Source organism: Cellulomonas sp. KRMCY2 (assembly GCF_000526515.1).
Taxonomy (GTDB): domain Bacteria; phylum Actinomycetota; class Actinomycetes; order Actinomycetales; family Cellulomonadaceae; genus Actinotalea.
In genome coordinates, this window is sequence record NZ_JAGF01000001.1 from 4080767 (window position 1) to 4099672 (window position 18906).

General features: G+C 68.5%; 12 protein-coding genes and 3 rRNA genes. All 15 read right to left on the bottom strand.

Annotation, left to right across the window (positions count from 1 at the left end; genetic code table 11):
* Positions 1–8: 8 nt before the first annotated feature.
* The 15 genes from K415_RS0119190 to K415_RS0119265 all read right to left on the bottom strand — a co-directional run bounded on the left by K415_RS0119190 (position 9) and on the right by K415_RS0119265 (position 18679).
* The gene (locus K415_RS0119190) at positions 9–611 is read right to left on the bottom strand and encodes an NUDIX hydrolase (protein ID WP_024288650.1); all 603 of its coding nucleotides are present in this window, start codon (positions 609–611) and stop codon (positions 9–11) included.
* Positions 611–2281, bottom strand: a complete 1671-nt coding sequence (locus K415_RS0119195) for a CTP synthase (protein ID WP_024288651.1) — start codon at positions 2279–2281, stop codon at positions 611–613. The genes K415_RS0119190 and K415_RS0119195 overlap by 1 nt, the downstream gene beginning before the upstream one ends.
* 11 nt (positions 2282–2292) lie before the next feature.
* Entirely contained in the window at positions 2293–3945 is a 1653-nt protein-coding gene (gene murJ, locus K415_RS0119200) for a murein biosynthesis integral membrane protein MurJ (protein WP_024288652.1), read from the bottom strand.
* Positions 3942–4799, bottom strand: coding sequence for a hypothetical protein (locus K415_RS0119205; RefSeq protein WP_024288653.1), 858 nt, complete (start codon positions 4797–4799; stop codon positions 3942–3944). The genes murJ and K415_RS0119205 overlap by 4 nt, the downstream gene beginning before the upstream one ends.
* Positions 4796–5905, bottom strand: a complete 1110-nt coding sequence (locus K415_RS0119210) for a copper transporter (protein ID WP_024288654.1) — start codon at positions 5903–5905, stop codon at positions 4796–4798. Before K415_RS0119210 ends, K415_RS0119205 begins: the two co-directional genes overlap by 4 nt.
* A 34-nt stretch (positions 5906–5939) precedes the next feature.
* Complete coding sequence (steA, locus tag K415_RS0119215) at positions 5940–7127, bottom strand: putative cytokinetic ring protein SteA (protein ID WP_024288655.1); 1188 nt, start codon at positions 7125–7127, stop codon at positions 5940–5942.
* Positions 7128–7133: 6 nt separating this feature from the next.
* Entirely contained in the window at positions 7134–8855 is a 1722-nt protein-coding gene (gene recN, locus K415_RS0119220; protein WP_024288656.1) for a DNA repair protein RecN, read from the bottom strand.
* Positions 8852–9760, bottom strand: coding sequence for an NAD kinase (locus K415_RS0119225; RefSeq protein WP_024288657.1), 909 nt, complete (start codon positions 9758–9760; stop codon positions 8852–8854). Before K415_RS0119225 ends, recN begins: the two co-directional genes overlap by 4 nt.
* Positions 9757–10728, bottom strand: a complete 972-nt coding sequence (locus K415_RS0119230) for a TlyA family RNA methyltransferase (RefSeq protein WP_024288658.1) — start codon at positions 10726–10728, stop codon at positions 9757–9759. Before K415_RS0119230 ends, K415_RS0119225 begins: the two co-directional genes overlap by 4 nt.
* A gap of 8 nt (positions 10729–10736) precedes the next feature.
* Complete coding sequence (locus tag K415_RS24385) at positions 10737–10901, bottom strand: hypothetical protein (protein WP_197024760.1); 165 nt, start codon at positions 10899–10901, stop codon at positions 10737–10739.
* A gap of 110 nt (positions 10902–11011) precedes the next feature.
* Positions 11012–12031 (bottom strand): HAD-IIA family hydrolase, encoded by a 1020-nt coding sequence (locus K415_RS0119240; protein ID WP_024288659.1) that lies wholly within the window; start codon positions 12029–12031, stop codon positions 11012–11014.
* The gene (locus K415_RS22230) at positions 12031–12759 is read right to left on the bottom strand and encodes a hypothetical protein (RefSeq protein ID WP_155859534.1); all 729 of its coding nucleotides are present in this window, start codon (positions 12757–12759) and stop codon (positions 12031–12033) included. The genes K415_RS0119240 and K415_RS22230 overlap by 1 nt, the downstream gene beginning before the upstream one ends.
* A gap of 749 nt (positions 12760–13508) precedes the next feature.
* A 5S ribosomal RNA gene (gene rrf / locus K415_RS0119255) occupies positions 13509–13625 on the bottom strand.
* 74 nt (positions 13626–13699) lie between these two features.
* A 23S ribosomal RNA gene (locus tag K415_RS0119260) occupies positions 13700–16807 on the bottom strand.
* 350 nt (positions 16808–17157) lie between these two features.
* A 16S ribosomal RNA gene (locus K415_RS0119265) occupies positions 17158–18679 on the bottom strand.
* Together the 16S, 23S and 5S rRNA genes form the textbook arrangement of a ribosomal RNA operon.
* Between the last annotated feature and the right edge of the window lie 227 nt (positions 18680–18906).

Here is an 18906-nt window from a genome sequence, read left to right on the forward strand (position 1 = left end):
CTGCTGACCTAGCGGCCGGCGGCCGCCTGCAGCCCCGCCCAGCCGCGGGACCTGCTGACCTGGGCCGCCAGGACCCCCACGACTGTCGAGGGGTTGCGCAGCGACCCCCTGAGCACGGCCTCGACGGCCTCGTCGAGCGGCACCCAGCGCGGCACGATGTCACGCTCCTCGGCCTCGCGGACGTGCCGGGCGTGGTCCGCGACGGGCGAGAGGTCTCGTGCGAGGAAGATCCGCAGGGCCTCGTCGCTGCCACCCGGGCTGGTGAAGTAGTCCGCGAGCACCCACCACGAGCGGGCGACCAGATCGGCCTCCTCAGCCAGCTCGCGTGCGGCGGCGACCTGGAGGTCCTCCCCCGGGACGTCGAGCAGCCCGGCCGGCGGTTCCCAGAGCTCCTGCCGGACGGGGTGCCGGTACTGACGGAGCAGCAGGACGCGGTCCTCGTCGTCCAGCGCGATCACCGCGACGGCCCCCGGGTGACGCACGTACTCCCTGCGGACGGTGCCCGACCCGCCCAGGTCGACGGTGTCGCGCACGACGTCCCAGATCATCCCGTCGTGCAGGAGCTCCGTGCCGAGCACCTGACGCGTGGCCGGCGCATCGGCGACCGCCATCAGCCCTCGCCGCGCCGATGCTCGAGCGCCGCGGCGATCAGGCCGGCGAACAGCGGGTGGGCCCGGGTCGGCCGGGACTGGAACTCGGGGTGCGCCTGGGTACCGACGTAGTACGGGTGGACGTCGGACGGCAGCTCGACGAACTCGACGAGCGAGGTGTCGGGTGAGACACCGGAGATGACCAGTCCGGCCTCCTCCAGCCGGCTCCGGTAGGCGTTGTTGACCTCGTAGCGGTGTCGGTGACGCTCGGAGACCCGCTCGGTGCCGTACGTCTTGGCCACGACCGAACCGGGCGTCAGGACGGCGTCGTAGGAGCCGAGGCGCATGGTCCCGCCCATGTCACCGTCACCGCCGACGATCGCCAGCTGCTCGGCCATGGTCGCGATCACCGGGTGCTCGGTGCCCGGGTCGAACTCGGAGGACGACGCGCCCTCGAGACCGAGGACCGAGCGCGCGTACTCCATGACCATGACCTGCAGGCCCAGGCAGATCCCCAGCGTCGGGACGCCTCTCGTGCGCGCCCAGGTCAGGGCACCCACCTTGCCCTCGATCCCACGGACCCCGAAGCCACCGGGCACCAGGATGGCGTCGACCCCGGCGAGCGCCCGCTCGGCGCCGTCCGGTGTCGAGCAGTGGTCGGAGGCGATCCAGCGGATGTCGACCTTGGTGTCGTTGGCGAAACCACCCGCGCGCAGCGCCTCGCTGACGGACAGGTACGCGTCCGGCAGGTCGATGTACTTGCCGACCATGGCGACCTCGACGTGGTGCGTCGGCTGGTGCACCGCATGCGTGACCTTCTCCCACGCGGTCCAGTCGACGTCCCGGAACGGCAGCTGCAGCCGGCGCACGACGTAGGCGTCGAGGCCCTCGGAGTGCAGGACCCGCGGGATGTCGTAGATGCTCGGCGCGTCGACGCACGTCACGACAGCCTCGAGGTCGACGTCGCAGAACAGCGCGATCTTCCGCTTGGTCCCGTCCGGGACCGGACGGTCGGCGCGCAGGACGAGGGCGTCGGGCTGGATGCCGATCGACCGCAGTGCGGCCACGGAGTGCTGGGTGGGCTTGGTCTTGAGCTCACCGCTCGGCCCGATGTACGGCACGAGCGAGACGTGCAGGAAGAAGACGTTGTCACGGCCGAGGTCGTGGCGGACCTGGCGGGCCGCCTCCAGGAAGGGCTGGGACTCGATGTCGCCGACGGTGCCACCGATCTCGGTGATGATCACGTCGACCTCGGCGCCGGCCTGGGCCCGCATCCTCGACTTGATCTCGTCGGTGATGTGCGGGATGACCTGCACGGTGTCGCCCAGGTACTCCCCGCGACGCTCCTTGGCGATCACTGTCGAGTAGATCTGACCGGTCGTGACGTTCGCCTGAGCGCTCAGCGGGACGTCGAGGAACCGCTCGTAGTGCCCGATGTCCAGATCGGTCTCGGCGCCGTCGTCGGTGACGAAGACCTCACCGTGCTGGAACGGGTTCATCGTGCCGGGATCGACGTTGAGGTAGGGGTCGAGCTTCTGCATCGTGACCCGAAGGCCACGAGACCGGAGAAGTCGACCGAGACTGGAGGCCGTCAGGCCCTTGCCGAGTGAGGAGGCGACGCCTCCGGTGACGAAGATGTGCCGGGTCGTAGTATCCGACCGCCCGGGGAGTCGATTTGCGCGCTCTGCCACGGGCTTCGACTCTACCCGACTGTGGAGTCGTCCCGGTCCCGACCCTCCGACGTGACGGCCGGGGCGGGTGGTTCGACCAGTGCGCGCACGATGCTGCGGTCCAGCACCCACGCGGTGGCGAGCACGATGACGACGCACACCAGCGCGCCGACGACGCCGCCGAGGAGGGCCGACGCCATGCCGTCCTCGACGAGCGCCAGGACGCAGGCCCGACCGGCCAAGGCCCCCGCGGCACCGCCGAGGACCAGGGTGGCCGCCGTGCGGGCCAGCCCGTCGACCGCTCCGCGCCCGGCAGCCCGGACAAGGCCCAGCAGCAGACCGGCCCCCGCGACAGTCATCCCGATGCTGCTGGCGACCGCGAGGCCGCGCAGGGTCGCGACCTGGTCCCGCTGCCCGGCCGTGAGCAGGGGCACCAGGGCCCAGGACACCGCGGCGACGACGAACCAGCCCGCGGCGGTGGCCGAGACCGCCGCGCGCCCGCGGTCCAGGGCGTACAGCGCCCGCGACAGGTGCAGGATCAGGCCGAAGCCGAGGAGACCCGGTGCCATCGCCGTGAGGGCATCGCCCATCCCCGTGACGTCACCGTCGGCGACCCGCACGAAGACCTGCTCGATCGCGGGTGCGACGGCGACCAGAGCCGCGGCACCGAGCGCTGACACGACAAGGACCGTCCGGGTCGTCGCCGAGGCGAGTGACGCGAATCGGCGGACGTCCTTCCGCGCGGCATGCTCGGCCAGACGCGGCAGGGTCGCCGTCGCCAGCGGGTAGGCCAGGACGGCGTACGGCAGGAGGTACACGGCCTGGGTGTACTGGAAGACGGGGAACGTCCCGTCCTGGCCGTGCCGGTTGGCCAGGGCAAGGGTGACCAGGACGCTGACCTGCTGGGCGACCAGGGCTCCCAGGCCCGCCATCGCGAGGCTCCGCGCCCGCGCGGCGACGCCGTCCGGGAACCGCAGGGTGGGTCGCAGGCTGACGCCGACCCGGTGCACCGGCCACAGCAACGGGAGGCTCATCACCGCGACCCCGGCGGTGGTGCCCCAGCCGAGCAGCGCGATCGCAGTCGTCGGGATGGTCGACGGGTCGTCCTTGGACCCCGGAACCATCTGACCGAAGGCCATGAAGACCCCGATGACGACGAGGCTGTTGAGCAGCGGGGCCAGCGCCGGGGCGAGGAATCGTCGGTGCGCCTGGAGGACACCGGTCAGGACCAGCCCGACCCCGTACAGCGGGATCTGCGGGGCGAAGACGGCGAGGAACGTCGCGGCGACGTCCAGCTCCGCCTCGGTCGCGCCCCGCATGAACAGACCGACCAGAGGCCGGGCGAGCACCGCGACGGCCACGGCGAGCGGGACGAGCACCACCAGCGCCCAGCCGAGCAGCGCGGAGGCGGTCCGGTCCACGTCCCGACGCAGGGCACGAGCGAGCGGCAGGGCCAGCAGCGGGACGACCGCGCTGGCCAGCGCGCCACCGGCCGCCACCTCGAAGAGGACGTTCGGCAGGGTGTTCGCCGACGAGTACGCGTCACCGAGACTGTTCGGCCCCACCTGGTTCGCCATCGCGAGCCAGCGGACGAAGCCGACCACGCGGCTGGCGACCGTGACCGCCGCGATCATGGCGGCAGCGCCGGCCAGCCCGGCGACGACCGACCGCGCGCGCGAGGTCACCCGGGCCGGCCCCAGGCGTCGATCTCGCGCAGCACCGGGGTGCGGGCGATGACCTTCGTGAAGCTGATCCGCTCGCTGGCGAACGTCAGTCCGACGACCGCGGCCAGCAGGCCGAGCCGGACGGGACGCGGCGCACCGAGCACCGCCGCGGTACCGACGAGCGCTCCGAGCGCGTTCGCGCCGCCGTCGCCGAGCATGTCCCGCTCGCCGAGGTCCGGTCCGATGGCGGCGGCCGCGGCGCCGAGGCATGCCGCCGCAGCCGGCGATCCGGATGTCGCCAGGGCCGGTACGGCCACGAGCATGCCGGCCTTCAGGGCCCGCCCGGGCCGTAGGTCGAGCAGGTTGACGAGGTTGGCCGTCGCGGCGATCAGGACGCCGGAGGCGACGACGTCGCCGAGCCAGCGCGTACGGGAGCCCTCAGCCGCCGGCGGCACGGGCGTCGCGATCGCGGCGGCGACGAGTGCGGTCGCTCCGATGCCGAGCACCTTGAGGCCGCCGGTCGTCAGCTCACCATGGACGAGGGCACCGAGGTGGCCACGCAACCCCTTGCGGGTCCGGCCGGCGTCCTCCGACAGGTCGTCGACGAGTCCGAAGGCTGCCGCACCCGCAGCCGCGACGGCGCCCGCGGCACCGGCGCGACCGGGGCCGCCCACCAGCGCGCCGACGACGAGCCCGACAGCAACGGATGGTCCCTCGAGCAGGCTGATCGGTGCCCCGCGGTGGTTGGTCCGTGTCCAGCGCAGGTCGCCGCTCCGGGTCGCCATCTCGAGCGCGACCCGCGTGAGCCGGGTGGCGGTCGCGGCGGCCAGGCCGGCCCGGGCAGCCCGTCCGACGGTCCCGTCGGAGCAGCTCATCCCTGTTCCGTCTCCGGGCTCGCCGTCGGGTCGGTGCCGGGCACCGCGGTCCCGTCCCCGGGCACCCCCGGATCGACGACCTGCGGGATCCGTTCGACCGGCGGCAGGACGATGTGCGGTGGCATCGGAGCGGTCGCTCCGTCGCTGGGGCCGAAATGGCCCACCGTGCCACCCAGGCGCGCGCTGAGTGCCATCGGGACCGAGACCTGACCGGTGAGCGTGTTCACCGACTCCACCGTGCTGATCCGGGTCGCCGCCGACTCGTCCTGCCGGAGCCGGAGCACGAGACTCGGGTCGATCAGCTCGCCGCCGGCCACGATCGCGCCGTTCGACCGGGCCTGCGCAGCGGTGGCGATCTGCATCCCGGCAGTCACCTGGGCATCGACCAGCGCTGCCGCGGCAGCCGCGGCCTCCGGGGCGACGGACGGCTGGGCCTCGGTCTCCGCGACGACCTCCTCGACGCTCACCGTCGGACCGGCGAGGATCACGACGGCGTCGGCGGGCACCGTCACGTCACCGCCGAGGACGATCAGGCCGGACTCGCTGAGCAGGTCCAGGACGACACCGGCGTCCACCGACAGCGCATCCGGGTCCGTCGGGACGGGTGTCGTCAGCGCCTGGGTCAGCGCCTCGGCGAGCTCGGTGCCGACCCCGGCATCCGCCTCCGGAGTCGGGTCGAGGTAGTCGACCAGGGTGCCGGCGAGGGACTGCCGGTAGGCCTTGCGGTCAGGGTCCGTCCACTCCTCGGTGACCTGCACGGTGGCCGTCACGCTCGCGCCGGCCTGACCAAGACGCTCGACGACCTGCGCAAGGACCTCCGGCTCGACGTCGGACACCTCGACGATGGCCACCCTGCGCTCCGCGAGGATGCCGTCCAGGAGGCCCGGTGCGGTCGCGGCGAACGCCGTCTCGGCCGTCCTCAGATCGGCGGTCGCGGTGTTCAGCTCCTCGCGCAGGGCGTCCTTCTCGGCACGCAGCACGTCCACCTGGCCGGTGAGCGTGTCACCGATGGCTTCCTTGAGCGGACCCGCGCCCAGCGCGATGCCGACGGCAAGGGCCATGAAGACGGAGATGAGCGAGACGAGGTGGTAACGGAAATCGATCACGATGATGTCTTTCGGTCGGTGACGGTCGGGCGCGTCATGCCCCACCGCCGAACAGTGCACGCAGCGACGACCAGACGTCGTCGAACCATGCGGCGAACAGTCCGAACATGGTCTGACCGGCCGCCGTGGAGGCCAGTGCGACGCCGAGGGCGAGCAGGCCCGCGACGACGAGCCAGGCGAGCTGCCAGCTGGAGATCCGCTGCCGGTACAGCCGCGAGACCCCCTTGGCGTCGATCAGCTTCGTACCCACGCGCAGTCGGGTCAGGAACGTGCTGGCCATGCCGGAGCGACCCTTGTCGAGGAACTCCACGAGGGTCGCGTGCGTCCCGACGGCGACGATGAGCTCAGCACCCTTGTCGTCGGCCAGGAGCATGGCCACGTCCTCGCTCGTCCCGGTGGCCGGGAACACGATGTGCTCGACACCCAGCTTCTCGACCCGCTCGACCCCCGGTGCGCGACCGTCCCGGTAGGCGTGCACGACGATCTCCGCCCCGCAGCTCAGCGCCTTGTCCGAGACGGAGTCCATGTCGCCGACGATCAGGTGCGGCGTCCAGCCCATCTCGATGATCGCGTCGGCGCCGCCGTCGACGCCGATCAGCACCGGGCGGACCTCCTTGACGTAGTGCCGCAGCGCGGTCAGGTCCTCCTTGTAGTGGTACCCGCGCACGACGATCAGGACCTGGCGCCCGTCGATCACCGTGGAGATGTCGGGAACGCCCACTCCGTCGAGCAGCAGGTCCCGCTCGCGGCGCAGGTAGTCCATGGTGTTCGCGGCGAACGACTCGAGCTGGACGGAGAGACCGGCACGCGCCTCATCCATGGCCGTGGCGACGGACGCCTCGTCCTGCACGGTGCCTTCCGCGACCAGGGTCTCGCCGGCGTAGACCGCGCCGTCGACCACCCGCACCGAGCTGCCCTCGAGCAGCCCGAGGACGTCCGGCCCCAGGTCGTCGACCAGGGCGATGCCGGCGGCCAGCAGGATGTCGGGACCCAGGTTGGGGTACCGCCCGGACGTCGACTTCGCGGCGTTGAGCACCGCGATCGGGCCGCAGCCGACCAGCGCCTCGGCCGACACGCGGTCGATGTCGAGGTGGTCGATCACGGCGATGTCGCCCGGTCGGAGCCGCTTCGTCAGGTTCTTGGTCCGTGGGTCGACGCGGACCGGACCATGGAGTCCGGGTCCCTCAGGTGCGGCGTGGCGCCGGTGCAGGCTCAGTCTCATCGTCTGTCATCGTCCCACGACTGAGCGCTCGAGGAGTTCGGCCGCGTGCACGAGCGCCGTCGCGGAGTCCTCCTGGCCCGAGAGCATGCGCGCGAGCTCGGCGACGCGGTCGGTCCCCTCGACCGCTCGCACGTCCGAGACCGTGACCACGTCGACGCCGTCGGAGTGCGACTTCGTGACCACCAGATGCTGGTCGGCGAAGGCCGCGACCTGGGCGAGGTGGGTCACCACGACCACCTGCGCCTGGCGGCCCAGCTCGGCGAGCCGCCGCCCCACCTCCACAGCCGCCTTGCCACCGACGCCGGCATCGACCTCGTCGAACACGAACGTGGGCGGGCGGGTGGCCTGGGACCCGGGCGCCGTGGCCAGCGACACCTCGATCGCCAGCATCACGCGGGAGAGCTCGCCGCCCGACGCACCGACCCCGAGCGGGCGCGCGGGCGCACCGGCGTGCGCGACGAGGAGCATCTCGACCTCCTCGGCCCCCCAGGGTCCGAGCTCGTCCGTCGGGGTGAGGCGGACCTCGAGCCGGGCAGCAGGCATGGCGAGCCCGCCGAGCTCACCGGTCACGGCTGACGCCAGACTGTCGGCAGCGCGGACGCGTGCCGTCGTCATCTCGTGGGCATGGTCGGCCAGCACGGCGTCGAGCTCGGCGACCCGGTTCCGCAGGGCCGTCGTGCGGTCCTGCCCACCATCGAGCTCGAGCAGGCGCAGGCCTGCGTCCCGCGCCCAGGTCAGCACGTCGTCGACCGTGCCGCCGTGCGTCCGGGCGAGGGAGGCGAGCTCGGAGCGGCGCTGGTGCACGGCCGCGAGCCGGGAAGGGTCGGCCTGCACCTGGTCGACGTAGCCGGACAGGTCGGTGGTGACGTCGGCGACCGCGTACCCGACCTCGGCAAGGCGCACGGCGAGCGCGCCCAAGGCGTCGTCGTGCTGGGCCACGAGCTCGAGGGCGCGGCGGGCGTGGTCGATGCCCGCCGCGGCGCCCGGGGGTCCCGCCGCGTCGTCGCCGCCGGCCAGGGCCAGGTGCGCAGTCAGTGCCGCCGTGCGGAGGTCCTCGGTGTGGGTCAGCCGCGCCTGCTCAGCGGCGAGCTCGAGGTCCTCACCCGGCTGCGGGTCGAGCCGCTCGACCTCCAGGAGTCCCAGGCGCAGCAGCTCGGCCTGCCGGAGCCGCTCGTTGGCGTGGACGACCAGCTCCTCGAGGTCGGCCGCGACCACCGCCCGCTCGGCCCACGCCGAGCGGTAGGCGGCCAGCTGCGCACCCTGCTCGGGGCCGGCGAAGACGTCGAGGGCCTCCCGCTGGCGACGCGGCGACCGCAGCCGGGCCTGGTCCTGCTGCCCGTGCACGGTGACGAGGTCCTCGGCGATCTCGGCGAGGACGGACTGCGGAACGCTCCGACCACCGAGGAAGGCACGGGAGCGTCCCGCGGCGGCGACCGTGCGGAGCGCGACGAGCGTCCCGTCCTCGTCGAGCTCCGCTCCCGCGTCGCGCGCGCGGTCGGCGACGGGCGAGTCGTGGTCCACGACGAACCGACCTTCGGCGGTCGCCTGGCGGCTACCGGTACGTACGACGGCGGGATCGGCCCTGCCACCGAGCAGCAGGGCCAGACCGGACAGGACCATCGTCTTGCCCGCACCGGTCTCGCCGGTGATCGCGGTCAGGCCCGACCCGAGCGGGACGTGCGCCGCCCCGATCACACCGAGATTCTCGATCCGGATCTCCTCGATCATGCGTCACCCGGTCCGGGCGGACGCGGAGCGCCCTTGTCGGGAGCCACCTCGATCCGGGTGCCGTTCGGCGCACGGCCGCGCCAGCCCGTCACCGGCAGTGCGAAGCGCGAGACGAGGCGGTCGGTGAAGGGTGCGTGAGTGAGCCGGGCGAGCCGGACCGGCACCGGACTTCGTCGGACCTCGACCCGGGTCCCTGCCGGCAGGTCGAGCTTGCGGCGACCGTCACAGGTCAGGACGCCACTGCTCGTCGACCGGACGAGGATCTCCACGGCGAGCACGGACGACGGCCCGACCACCAGCGGCCTGGCGAACAGCGCATGCGCCGAGACCGGCACGAGCAGCATCGCGTCGACGTCCGGCCACACGACCGGTCCGCCGGCGGAGAACGCGTGCGCGGTCGACCCGGTGGACGTCGCCATCACGACGCCGTCGCACCCGAAGGTGGACAGCGGGCGCCCGTCGACCTCGATGACGACCTCGACCATGCGCGCGCGGTCGCACTTCTCGACGGTGGCCTCGTTGAGCGCCCACCCGACCTGGGTGACGCCGTCCGGTCGCATCACGCGGACGTCGATCGTCTGACGCTCCTCCACGTCGAACTTGCCGTCGGCGATCCGTCGGACCGCCTCGTCGATGTCCTCACGCTCGCTCTCGGCGAGGAACCCGATGTGACCGAGGTTCACTCCCAGCAGCGGGACCCCGGACCCGTGCGTCAGCTCGGCCGCACGCAGGATGGTGCCGTCACCACCCAGGACGATGACCATCGACAGGTCCCGGACGTCACCGAGCATCGCCTCGGTGACCGGCGTCAGGCCCACGGCCTCGAGGGCGTGCGCGGCCTCCTGGGCGGCGTGGACGGCCTCGGGTCGACCGGTGTGGCTCACGATCAGCACGGACGCGCTCATACGGTCCACCCCGCCGACGTCCACTCCGGTCCGCCGGTCTCGGCCGGGCCCTCTGGTCCGACCAGCGAGGCTCTCCCGTCGACGACCGCGCAGCGCACGGCCGCCACGAGCGCCGGCCCTCGGGCGGAGGCCGCCCGCGCCGGGGCAGATGTCGCCGGGTGCGAGTGGGACGCCGCAGCAGGTGCCTGGCGATCCGGTGCCGCCACGCCCTGCTGGCCGCGGGTCAGCCAGAGGAAGAACTCGTGGTTTCCCGACGGTCCGGACAGCGGGCTCGGTACGACGGCGCGCACGAGCGCCCCGGCATCGACGGCCGCCGCGGCCACCGCAAGGACGCACTCCTGGCGCAGCGCCGGCGAGCTGACCACTCCACTGGCGCCGAGCCGGTCGCGGCCGAGCTCGAACTGCGGCTTGACCAGGAGCAGGAGGTTGCCGCCGTCGGCAGTGAGGCCGAGCAGGACCGGCACGACGAGCGTCAAGGAGATGAACGACAGGTCGCCGACGACGAGGGCGGGCAGCTCCCCGACGTCGGCGGGCGTCAAGGTCCGCACGTTCGTTCCCTCGTGGACGGTCACCCTGGCGTCCTTCGCGACGACGTCGGCGATCTGCCCGTGCCCCACGTCGACCGCCAGGACGTGCGCAGCGCCGCGCTCGAGGAGCACCTGGGTGAAACCACCCGTCGACGCCCCGGCATCGAGGCAGCGCGCACCGCTGACCGTCAGGGCGCCCGGCGCGAGCGCGGCCAGCGCGTCCAGTGCGCCACTGAGCTTGTGCGCGGCCCGCGAGACATACTCGGGCCCGGCTTCGGGCTCGACCTGGACGACGTCATCCGCGAGCACCGGCTGGGACGGCTTACGGGCCACGGCGCCGCCCACGCTGACCCGGCCCTGTGAGACGAGCTCGGTCGCCCGCCGTCGCGAGCGGGCGAGCCCGCGCCGGACGAGCTCGGCATCGAGTCGCTCGGCGGCCACGGCCGGCATCAGTCGCGCGTCTCGGCGAGCCGGTCGGCAAGGGCGCCGTGAACCGCGTCGAAGACCGCGACGTGCTCACGCACGGGACGCCCGTCGAGGCCGTCCAGCACCGTGAGGGCGGCATCGACCGCCTGGTCCCCCGTTGACGGGATCTGCGTCTGGTCCTGCTCCACGAGTCCTCCTAGGCGTGCACGGTCACGGGCGCGCCACCGTGGGACCTGTGTCAGTCCCAGGTCCCACGCGGTTCGCCCGCAGGCACCACGCTACCCGTCCGACCTGGTCCTCAGGCCTCGTGCACAGCCAGGTCAGGAATGCTTCCCGGATCGAGAGCCGAGCCGGTGTCGACGGCTTCCCACGCCGCACCACACGCCGCCCGCACGAGGTCGAGCGTTGTCGTCCGGTCCCCCTCAGGCCTCAGGTCGAGCCGGCCGTCGACCACGCGAGCGGCAGCAGCCCCGCAGACCCACCACCCGTCACCCGAGCGCTCGGGAGCCCGATGTGCGACCAGCAGGGCCCGGAGGTCGGCACCGAGGAACGACGGCCGCTCGTCCGGCGTGGCCAGGACGGCGTCACGCGCCGAGCTCACGCCGGTGAAGACGTGCAGACCCGGGTAACCGGCAGCACGCGCACCCGCCAGGTCCGTGTCGAGACGGTCCCCGATCACCAGGGGTCGGTGGGCCCCGGCACGCTGCGCGCCCAGGGTGAACATCGTCGGCTCCGGCTTGCCCGCACTGACCGGCGTGACACCTGTCGCGGCACGCACGACGGCAACGAGCGAGCCGTTGCCCGGAGCGAGTCCGCGCTCGTTGGGAAGCGTCAGGTCGAGGTTGCTGACCACGTGCCACGCGCCCCGCTGGACGGCGTAGGCGGCCTCAGCGAGCTCACGCCAGCCGAGCTCCGGAGCGAATCCCTGCACCACGGCCTCAGGCTTGTCCTCGGCGGAGCCGACGACCTCGAACCCCGCAGCCCGGACTGCGGTCAGCAGTCCGGCACCGCCGACGACGAGGACCCGCGCACCCGGGGCCAACCGCCTTGTGAGCACAGCCGCCGCCGCCTGGGCCGCGGTCATCACCTCGTCCGGCTCGGCCGGTATCCCGAGGGTCGAGAGCTGGGTCGCCACCGACTCCGGCTCACGCGACGCGTTGTTGGTCACGAACAGGAGCTGCATCCCCGAGGCGCGCGCGGCCATCAGGCTCGACGCGGCATGGTCGATCGGCTCCGGACCGCGGTAGGCGACACCGTCCAGGTCGACAAGCGCCAGGTCGAAGGCGGCCGCGAGCGGCCGGCTGCTCGCGATCAGCATCAGCCCACGTCCTGCCGCGGCAGGTCGCCACCGACGAGATCGGTGGGCTCAGCCGGGTCGTCGCCGTCGTCGCCCGTGGCGCTGGTGACCACGGCACCCTCCTGATCGACGACCCGCACCGCGTGCTCGGCACCGTCGTCCTCGAGGTCGAAGACGAAGACGTCGTCCTCCGTACCGCCCGGCGAACCCTCATGGCCGACCGGCAGCGTGCCCAGCAGTGCGTCCGCCTCGGCATCCCGGCCCAGCGCCGCGAGCGCGGAAGCCTTGGCCTCGGTCACGCGGTGCGCGAGCTCGCCCGCTGCGCTACGCACGGTCGCGCCGGTCAGCACGGCCAGGGCGGCCTCAGGGTCACCGAGGTCGAGGCGCGCCCCGCTCACGACGATCGCCAGCTCGACCTGTGCGTCGTCCGGCAGAGCATGCGCACCGTCTTCCTGCGCGAGGGCGATGGCCCGATCGGGTCGGCCGAGACCCCGTTCACAGTCCGCCATCAACGGGAGGTGCTCGTCGGACCCGTTGAGCCGCCGAACCGTACGGAGCTCCCGCAGCGCCTCGGCGTACCGACCGGTCCGGTAGGCGGTGATCGCTGCGGCCTCGCGGACCACGTCGACCCGACCGGCTCGCCGGACCGCGGCCTGGGCGTGGGCATAGGCGAGCTCGGGGTCGTCCTCGATCAACCGACCGGCCATCACGAGGTGACGCGCGACACCGTCCGCATTGTCCTTGCTCAACGTCCGCAGCCGCGACCGCGCCGCACGATCGAGGTCGCTCGCCAGCACATCCTCGGGGATCTCCGGAGCAATCGGCTTCCGGTCGCCTGTCGGGATGACGCGGTCCGGCCCCTGGCTCCGTGGAGCGACAGCGCGCCCACCCGACCGCCCGGCAGCACTGTCCGGACGACCACCCGACCGCCCGGGGCGACCGGCCGATGCGCCCGCCGGACGACCGGAAGTGCTACCCGCGGGACGACCGGACGAGCTGCTCGACGGACGGCCAGTAGAGCCACCCTGAGCGCGGCCGGCGCCGCCTGCGCGACCGGGCGTCCCGCCGTCCCGCGTCCAGCCCGAGCCCGCGGCGCGCGACGGCGTGCCTGCGCGTCCGTGGTTCGGCAGACCGCTCGAGCCGGCCGACTGCGACGCACCTCCGGCCGCACCACCACGACCACCGGCGTCCCCACGGCTGGATCCACCAGACCCCGGGGTGCGCGGCTTGCGCGCGGCACCGTCCGGGCGCCCTCGGTCGCGTCCCGCGCGGCCACCAGATCCCTGGTTCGCGCTCTCTGCTCGGTCTGCGTCGCCAGATTCCACTGTTCGTCCCTTCGTGACGCCGGCCATCGTCTCACGCGTGTCATCGCGTCGCGTCTGGCCGGCCATGGCCTGCACCGGCTGCCGTCGCCCGAGGACTGCACCCGCTCGGTGCACCTGCTCACGGACAACGCAGAAAGGGCCACCCCTGACGGGGTGGCCCTTTCTGAAGTAATGTTCGGCGGCGACCTACTCTCCCACACAGTCACCCGTGCAGTACCATCGGCGCAGAAGGGCTTAGCTTCCGGGTTCGGAATGGAGCCGGGCGTTTCCCCTTCGCTATGACCGCCGAAACTCTATGGAGATGTCAATCGGATTCCCGACCGTATCTCGGGAACCGCACAGTGGACGCGTAGCACAAGTAAGTTGTGTCAAGTTATCGGCTTATTAGTACCGGTCAGCTGCGTGTGTCTTTAGTCCACACTTCCACGTCCGGCCTATCTACCCAGTGGTCTAGCTGGGAGCCTCTCGGGGTAAACCCCATGGAAACCTCATCTTGAAGCAGGCTTCCCGCTTAGATGCTTTCAGCGGTTATCCCTTCCGAACGTAGCCAACCAGCCGTGCTCCTGGCGGAACAACTGGCACACCAGAGGTTCGTCCGTCCCGGTCCTCTCGTACTAGGGACAGCCCTTCTCAAGTTTCCTGCGCGCGCAGCGGATAGGGACCGAACTGTCTCACGACGTTCTAAACCCAGCTCGCGTACCGCTTTAATGGGCGAACAGCCCAACCCTTGGGACCTACTCCAGCCCCAGGATGCGACGAGCCGACATCGAGGTGCCAAACCATGCCGTCGATATGGACTCTTGGGCAAGATCAGCCTGTTATCCCCGGGGTACCTTTTATCCGTTGAGCGACGGCGCTTCCACAAGCCACCGCCGGATCACTAGTTCCGACTTTCGTCCCTGCTCGACCTGTCAGTCTCACAGTCAAGCTCCCTTGTGCACTTGCACTCGACACCTGATTGCCAACCAGGCTGAGGGAACCTTTGAGCGCCTCCGTTACTTTTTAGGAGGCAACCGCCCCAGTTAAACTACCCACCAGGCACTGTCCCTGATCCGGATTACGGACCGAGGTTAGATATCCAGAACGACCAGAGTGGTATTTCAACGTTGACTCCACCGACACTGGCGTGCCGGCTTCACAGTCTCCCACCTATCCTACACAAGCCGTACCGAACACCAATACCAAGCTATAGTAAAGGTCCCGGGGTCTTTCCGTCCTGCTGCGCGTAACGAGCATCTTTACTCGTAGTGCAATTTCGCCGAGTTCGCGGTTGAGACAGCGGAGAAGTCGTTACGCCATTCGTGCAGGTCGGAACTTACCCGACAAGGAATTTCGCTACCTTAGGATGGTTATAGTTACCACCGCCGTTTACTGGGGCTTAAATTCTGAGCTTCGCTCCGAAGAGCTGACCCGTCCTCTTAACCTTCCAGCACCGGGCAGGCGTCAGTCCGTATACATCGTCTTGCGACTTCGCACGGACCTGTGTTTTTAGTAAACAGTCGCTTCTCCCTGGTCTCTGCGGCCTTCAAACGCTCCGGGAGCAAGTCCCTTCACGCATCAGGCCCCCCTTCTCCCGAAGTTACGGGGGCATTTTGCCGAGTTCCTTAACCACGATTCTCTCGATCGCCTTGGTATTCTCTACCTGACCACCTGAGTCGGTTTAGGGTACGGGCGGCTAGAACCTCGCGTCGAGGCTTTTCTAGGCAGCATAGGATCACCCAATCATCCCGCATAAGCGGTCACCATCAGTTCTCAGGCTATATGAGGTGCGGATTTGCCTACACCTCGCCCTACAACCTTGGACGTGGACTACCATCGCCACGCTGGGCTACCTTCCTGCGTCACCCCTGTTAATACGCTTACCTAATGCCGGTTCGGGTCGTGCGTTCCACTTCGACGTCCCCGAAGGGATCTACGAAGCTTCGGGCACTTAGCATCACCGGGTTCGGTATGGGCGGTTCTTCGCCGGTACGGGAATATCAACCCGTTGTCCATCGACTACGCCTGTCGGCCTCGCCTTAGGTCCCGACTTACCCAGGGCGGATTAGCCTGGCCCTGGAACCCTTGGTCATTCGGCGGACGGGTTTCTCACCCGTCTTTCGCTACTCATGCCTGCATTCTCACTCGTGTAGCGTCCACCGCTGGGTCACCCCGCGACTTCACTCGCCACACGACGCTCCCCTACCCATCCACACGCCTGGATCACGAAGACCTAGCTATTGTGTGAATGCCACAGCTTCGGCGGTATACTTGAGCCCCGCTACATTGTCGGCGCGGAATCACTTGACCAGTGAGCTATTACGCACTCTTTCAAGGGTGGCTGCTTCTAAGCCAACCTCCTGGTTGTCTGTGCAACTCCACATCCTTTCCCACTTAGCATACGCTTAGGGGCCTTAGCTGGTGGTCTGGGCTGTTTCCCTCTCGACTACGGAGCTTATCCCCCGCAGTCTCACTGCCACGCTCTCACTTACCGGCATTCGGAGTTTGGCTGACGTCAGTAACCTTGTAGGGCCCATTGGCCATCCAGTAGCTCTACCTCCGGCAAGAAACACGTGACGCTGCACCTAAATGCATTTCGGGGAGAACCAGCTATCACGAAGTTTGATTGGCCTTTCACCCCTAACCACAGGTCATCCCCCCGGTTTTCAACCCAGGTGGGTTCGGTCCTCCACGCGGTCTTACCCGCGCTTCAACCTGCCCATGGCTAGATCACTTCGCTTCGGGTCTAGAGCACGCGACTGAATCGCCCTATTCGGACTCGCTTTCGCTACGGCTTCCCCACGCGGGTTAACCTCGCCACGTACCACTAACTCGCAGGCTCATTCTTCAAAAGGCACGCTGTCACCCCTGCTAGGGAGGCTCCAACGGATTGTAGGCAAACGGTTTCAGGTACTATTTCACTCCCCTCCCGGGGTACTTTTCACCTTTCCCTCACGGTACTTGTCCGCTATCGGTCACTAGGGAGTATTTAGGCTTAGAGAGTGGTCTCTCCGGATTCACACGGGATTTCTCGGGCCCCGTGCTACTTGGGATACCTCTCGGGAGGCCGCGCCATTTCGTCTACGGGGGTTGCACCCTCTGTGCCGGGCCTTTCAATGCCCTTCGACTATGACGCGACTTTCTGACTCCCTCGAAGCTCGGCAGAGCTTCATGAAAGGTCCCGCAACCCCAGCTACGCAACGCCTGCCGGCTATCACACGCAACTGGTTTGGCCTGTTCCGCTTTCGCTCGCCACTACTCACGGAATATCTCTTCCTGTGGGTACTGAGATGTTTCACTTCCCCACGTTCCCTCCACACGCCCTATATATTCAGGCGCGGGTAACTGGACATGACTCCAGCTGGGTTTCCCCATTCGGAAATCCTCGGATCACGGTTCGTTTGCCAACTCCCCGAGGCTTATCGCAGGCTACTACGTCCTTCTTCGGCTCCTAGTGCCAAGGCATTCACCGTTTGCCCTTAAAAACTTGCCACAAAGACTTACTAAAAGATGCTCGCGTCCACTGTGCAGTTCTCAAGCTACGGGCGGTCCTGCTCCACTCCGGCGCCTACCTCACTAGAGCGAGGCGGTTCATCCGGTCGAAGCAGGCCGACGCACCGATCTTTCGATCGGCCCGAGGTCCAGGCTTTCGCCCGTTCCCTCAGGACCCAACAGCGTGCCTAGCGTTGCACTCAGGACATCGTGTTCCACTCCCGGAGGAGGTACTGGGATGCCGTTGCACAACGCAACTAGTCGATGTTCCACCCTTGAGCTACCCACCCCGGATCGAATGCCCGGGTAGTAGGCCCTGGACGCCGTTGCCGGCGCCAAGATGCTCCTTAGAAAGGAGGTGATCCAGCCGCACCTTCCGGTACGGCTACCTTGTTACGACTTAGTCCCAATCGCTGGTCCCACCTTCGACAGCTCCCTCTCTTACGAGTTGGGCCACTGGCTTCGGGTGTTACCGACTTTCGTGACTTGACGGGCGGTGTGTACAAGGCCCGGGAACGTATTCACCGCAGCGTTGCTGATCTGCGATTACTAGCGACTCCGACTTCATGGGGTCGAGTTGCAGACCCCAATCCGAACTGAGACCGGCTTTTTGGGATTCGCTCCACCTTGCGGTATCGCAGCCCTTTGTACCGGCCATTGTAGCATGCGTGAAGCCCAAGACATAAGGGGCATGATGATTTGACGTCATCCCCACCTTCCTCCGAGTTGACCCCGGCAGTCTCCTATGAGTCCCCACCATGATGTGCTGGCAACATAGGACGAGGGTTGCGCTCGTTGCGGGACTTAACCCAACATCTCACGACACGAGCTGACGACAACCATGCACCACCTGTATACCGCCCTTGCGGACCCCATATCTCTATGAGTTTTCGGCATATGTCAAGCCTTGGTAAGGTTCTTCGCGTTGCATCGAATTAATCCGCATGCTCCGCCGCTTGTGCGGGCCCCCGTCAATTCCTTTGAGTTTTAGCCTTGCGGCCGTACTCCCCAGGCGGGGCACTTAATGCGTTAGCTGCGGCACGGAACTCGTGGAATGAGCCCCACACCTAGTGCCCAACGTTTACGGCATGGACTACCAGGGTATCTAATCCTGTTCGCTCCCCATGCTTTCGCTCCTCAGTGTCAGTTGCGGCCCAGAGACCTGCCTTCGCCATCGGTGTTCCTCCTGATATCTGCGCATTCCACCGCTACACCAGGAATTCCAGTCTCCCCTACCGCACTCTAGTCTGCCCGTACCCACTGCAGGCCCGAGGTTGAGCCTCGGGTTTTCACAGCAGACGCGACAAACCACCTACGAGCTCTTTACGCCCAATAATTCCGGACAACGCTTGCGCCCTACGTATTACCGCGGCTGCTGGCACGTAGTTAGCCGGCGCTTCTTCTGCAGGTACCGTCACTTTCGCTTCTTCCCTGCTGAAAGGGGTTTACAACCCGAAGGCCTTCATCCCCCACGCGGCGTCGCTGCATCAGGCTTTCGCCCATTGTGCAATATTCCCCACTGCTGCCTCCCGTAGGAGTCTGGGCCGTGTCTCAGTCCCAGTGTGGCCGGTCGCCCTCTCAGGCCGGCTACCCGTCGTCGCCTTGGTGGGCCGTTACCTCACCAACTAGCTGATAGGCCGCGAGTCCATCCCCGACCGAATTTCTTTCCAGACTCACAGATGCCTGTGCGTCTCGTATCCGGTATTAGCTCCGATTTCCCGGGGTTATCCCAGAGTCGGGGGCAGGTTACTCACGTGTTACTCACCCGTTCGCCACTGATCGCCTGGTGCAAGCACCAAGGTCACCGTTCGACTTGCATGTGTTAAGCACGCCGCCAGCGTTCGTCCTGAGCCAGGATCAAACTCTCCGTAGATGTCTATTGGTATCCGCACTCTCGCACGGGGTTACCGACTTACGAAGTGGCCCCGAAGGACCGTTATCATCTGGCGTCGATCAAATGTACAACTGACGTTAAACATTTGTCTCAGCCAAGTCATTCGCATCCGGTTCGAGCTGGCCGTGTGGCTGGCTCTCGCTTTGCTGCGATGACGATTGGCATCGACTTTTGGCACGCTGTTGAGTTCTCAAGGAGCGGACGCG

Excerpts from the sequence above, each read along its gene's own strand:
- K415_RS0119190 (WP_024288650.1), bottom strand. The coding sequence starts at position 611 with ATGGCGGTCGCCGATGCGCCGGCCACGCGTCAGGTGCTCGGCACGGAG.
- K415_RS0119205 (WP_024288653.1), bottom strand. The coding sequence starts at position 4,799 with ATGAGCTGCTCCGACGGGACCGTCGGACGGGCTGCCCGGGCCGGCCTG.
- steA (WP_024288655.1), bottom strand. The coding sequence starts at position 7,127 with ATGAGACTGAGCCTGCACCGGCGCCACGCCGCACCTGAGGGACCCGGA.
- recN (WP_024288656.1), bottom strand. The coding sequence starts at position 8,855 with ATGATCGAGGAGATCCGGATCGAGAATCTCGGTGTGATCGGGGCGGCG.
- K415_RS0119225 (WP_024288657.1), bottom strand. The coding sequence starts at position 9,760 with ATGAGCGCGTCCGTGCTGATCGTGAGCCACACCGGTCGACCCGAGGCC.
- K415_RS0119240 (WP_024288659.1), bottom strand. The coding sequence starts at position 12,031 with ATGCTGATCGCGAGCAGCCGGCCGCTCGCGGCCGCCTTCGACCTGGCG.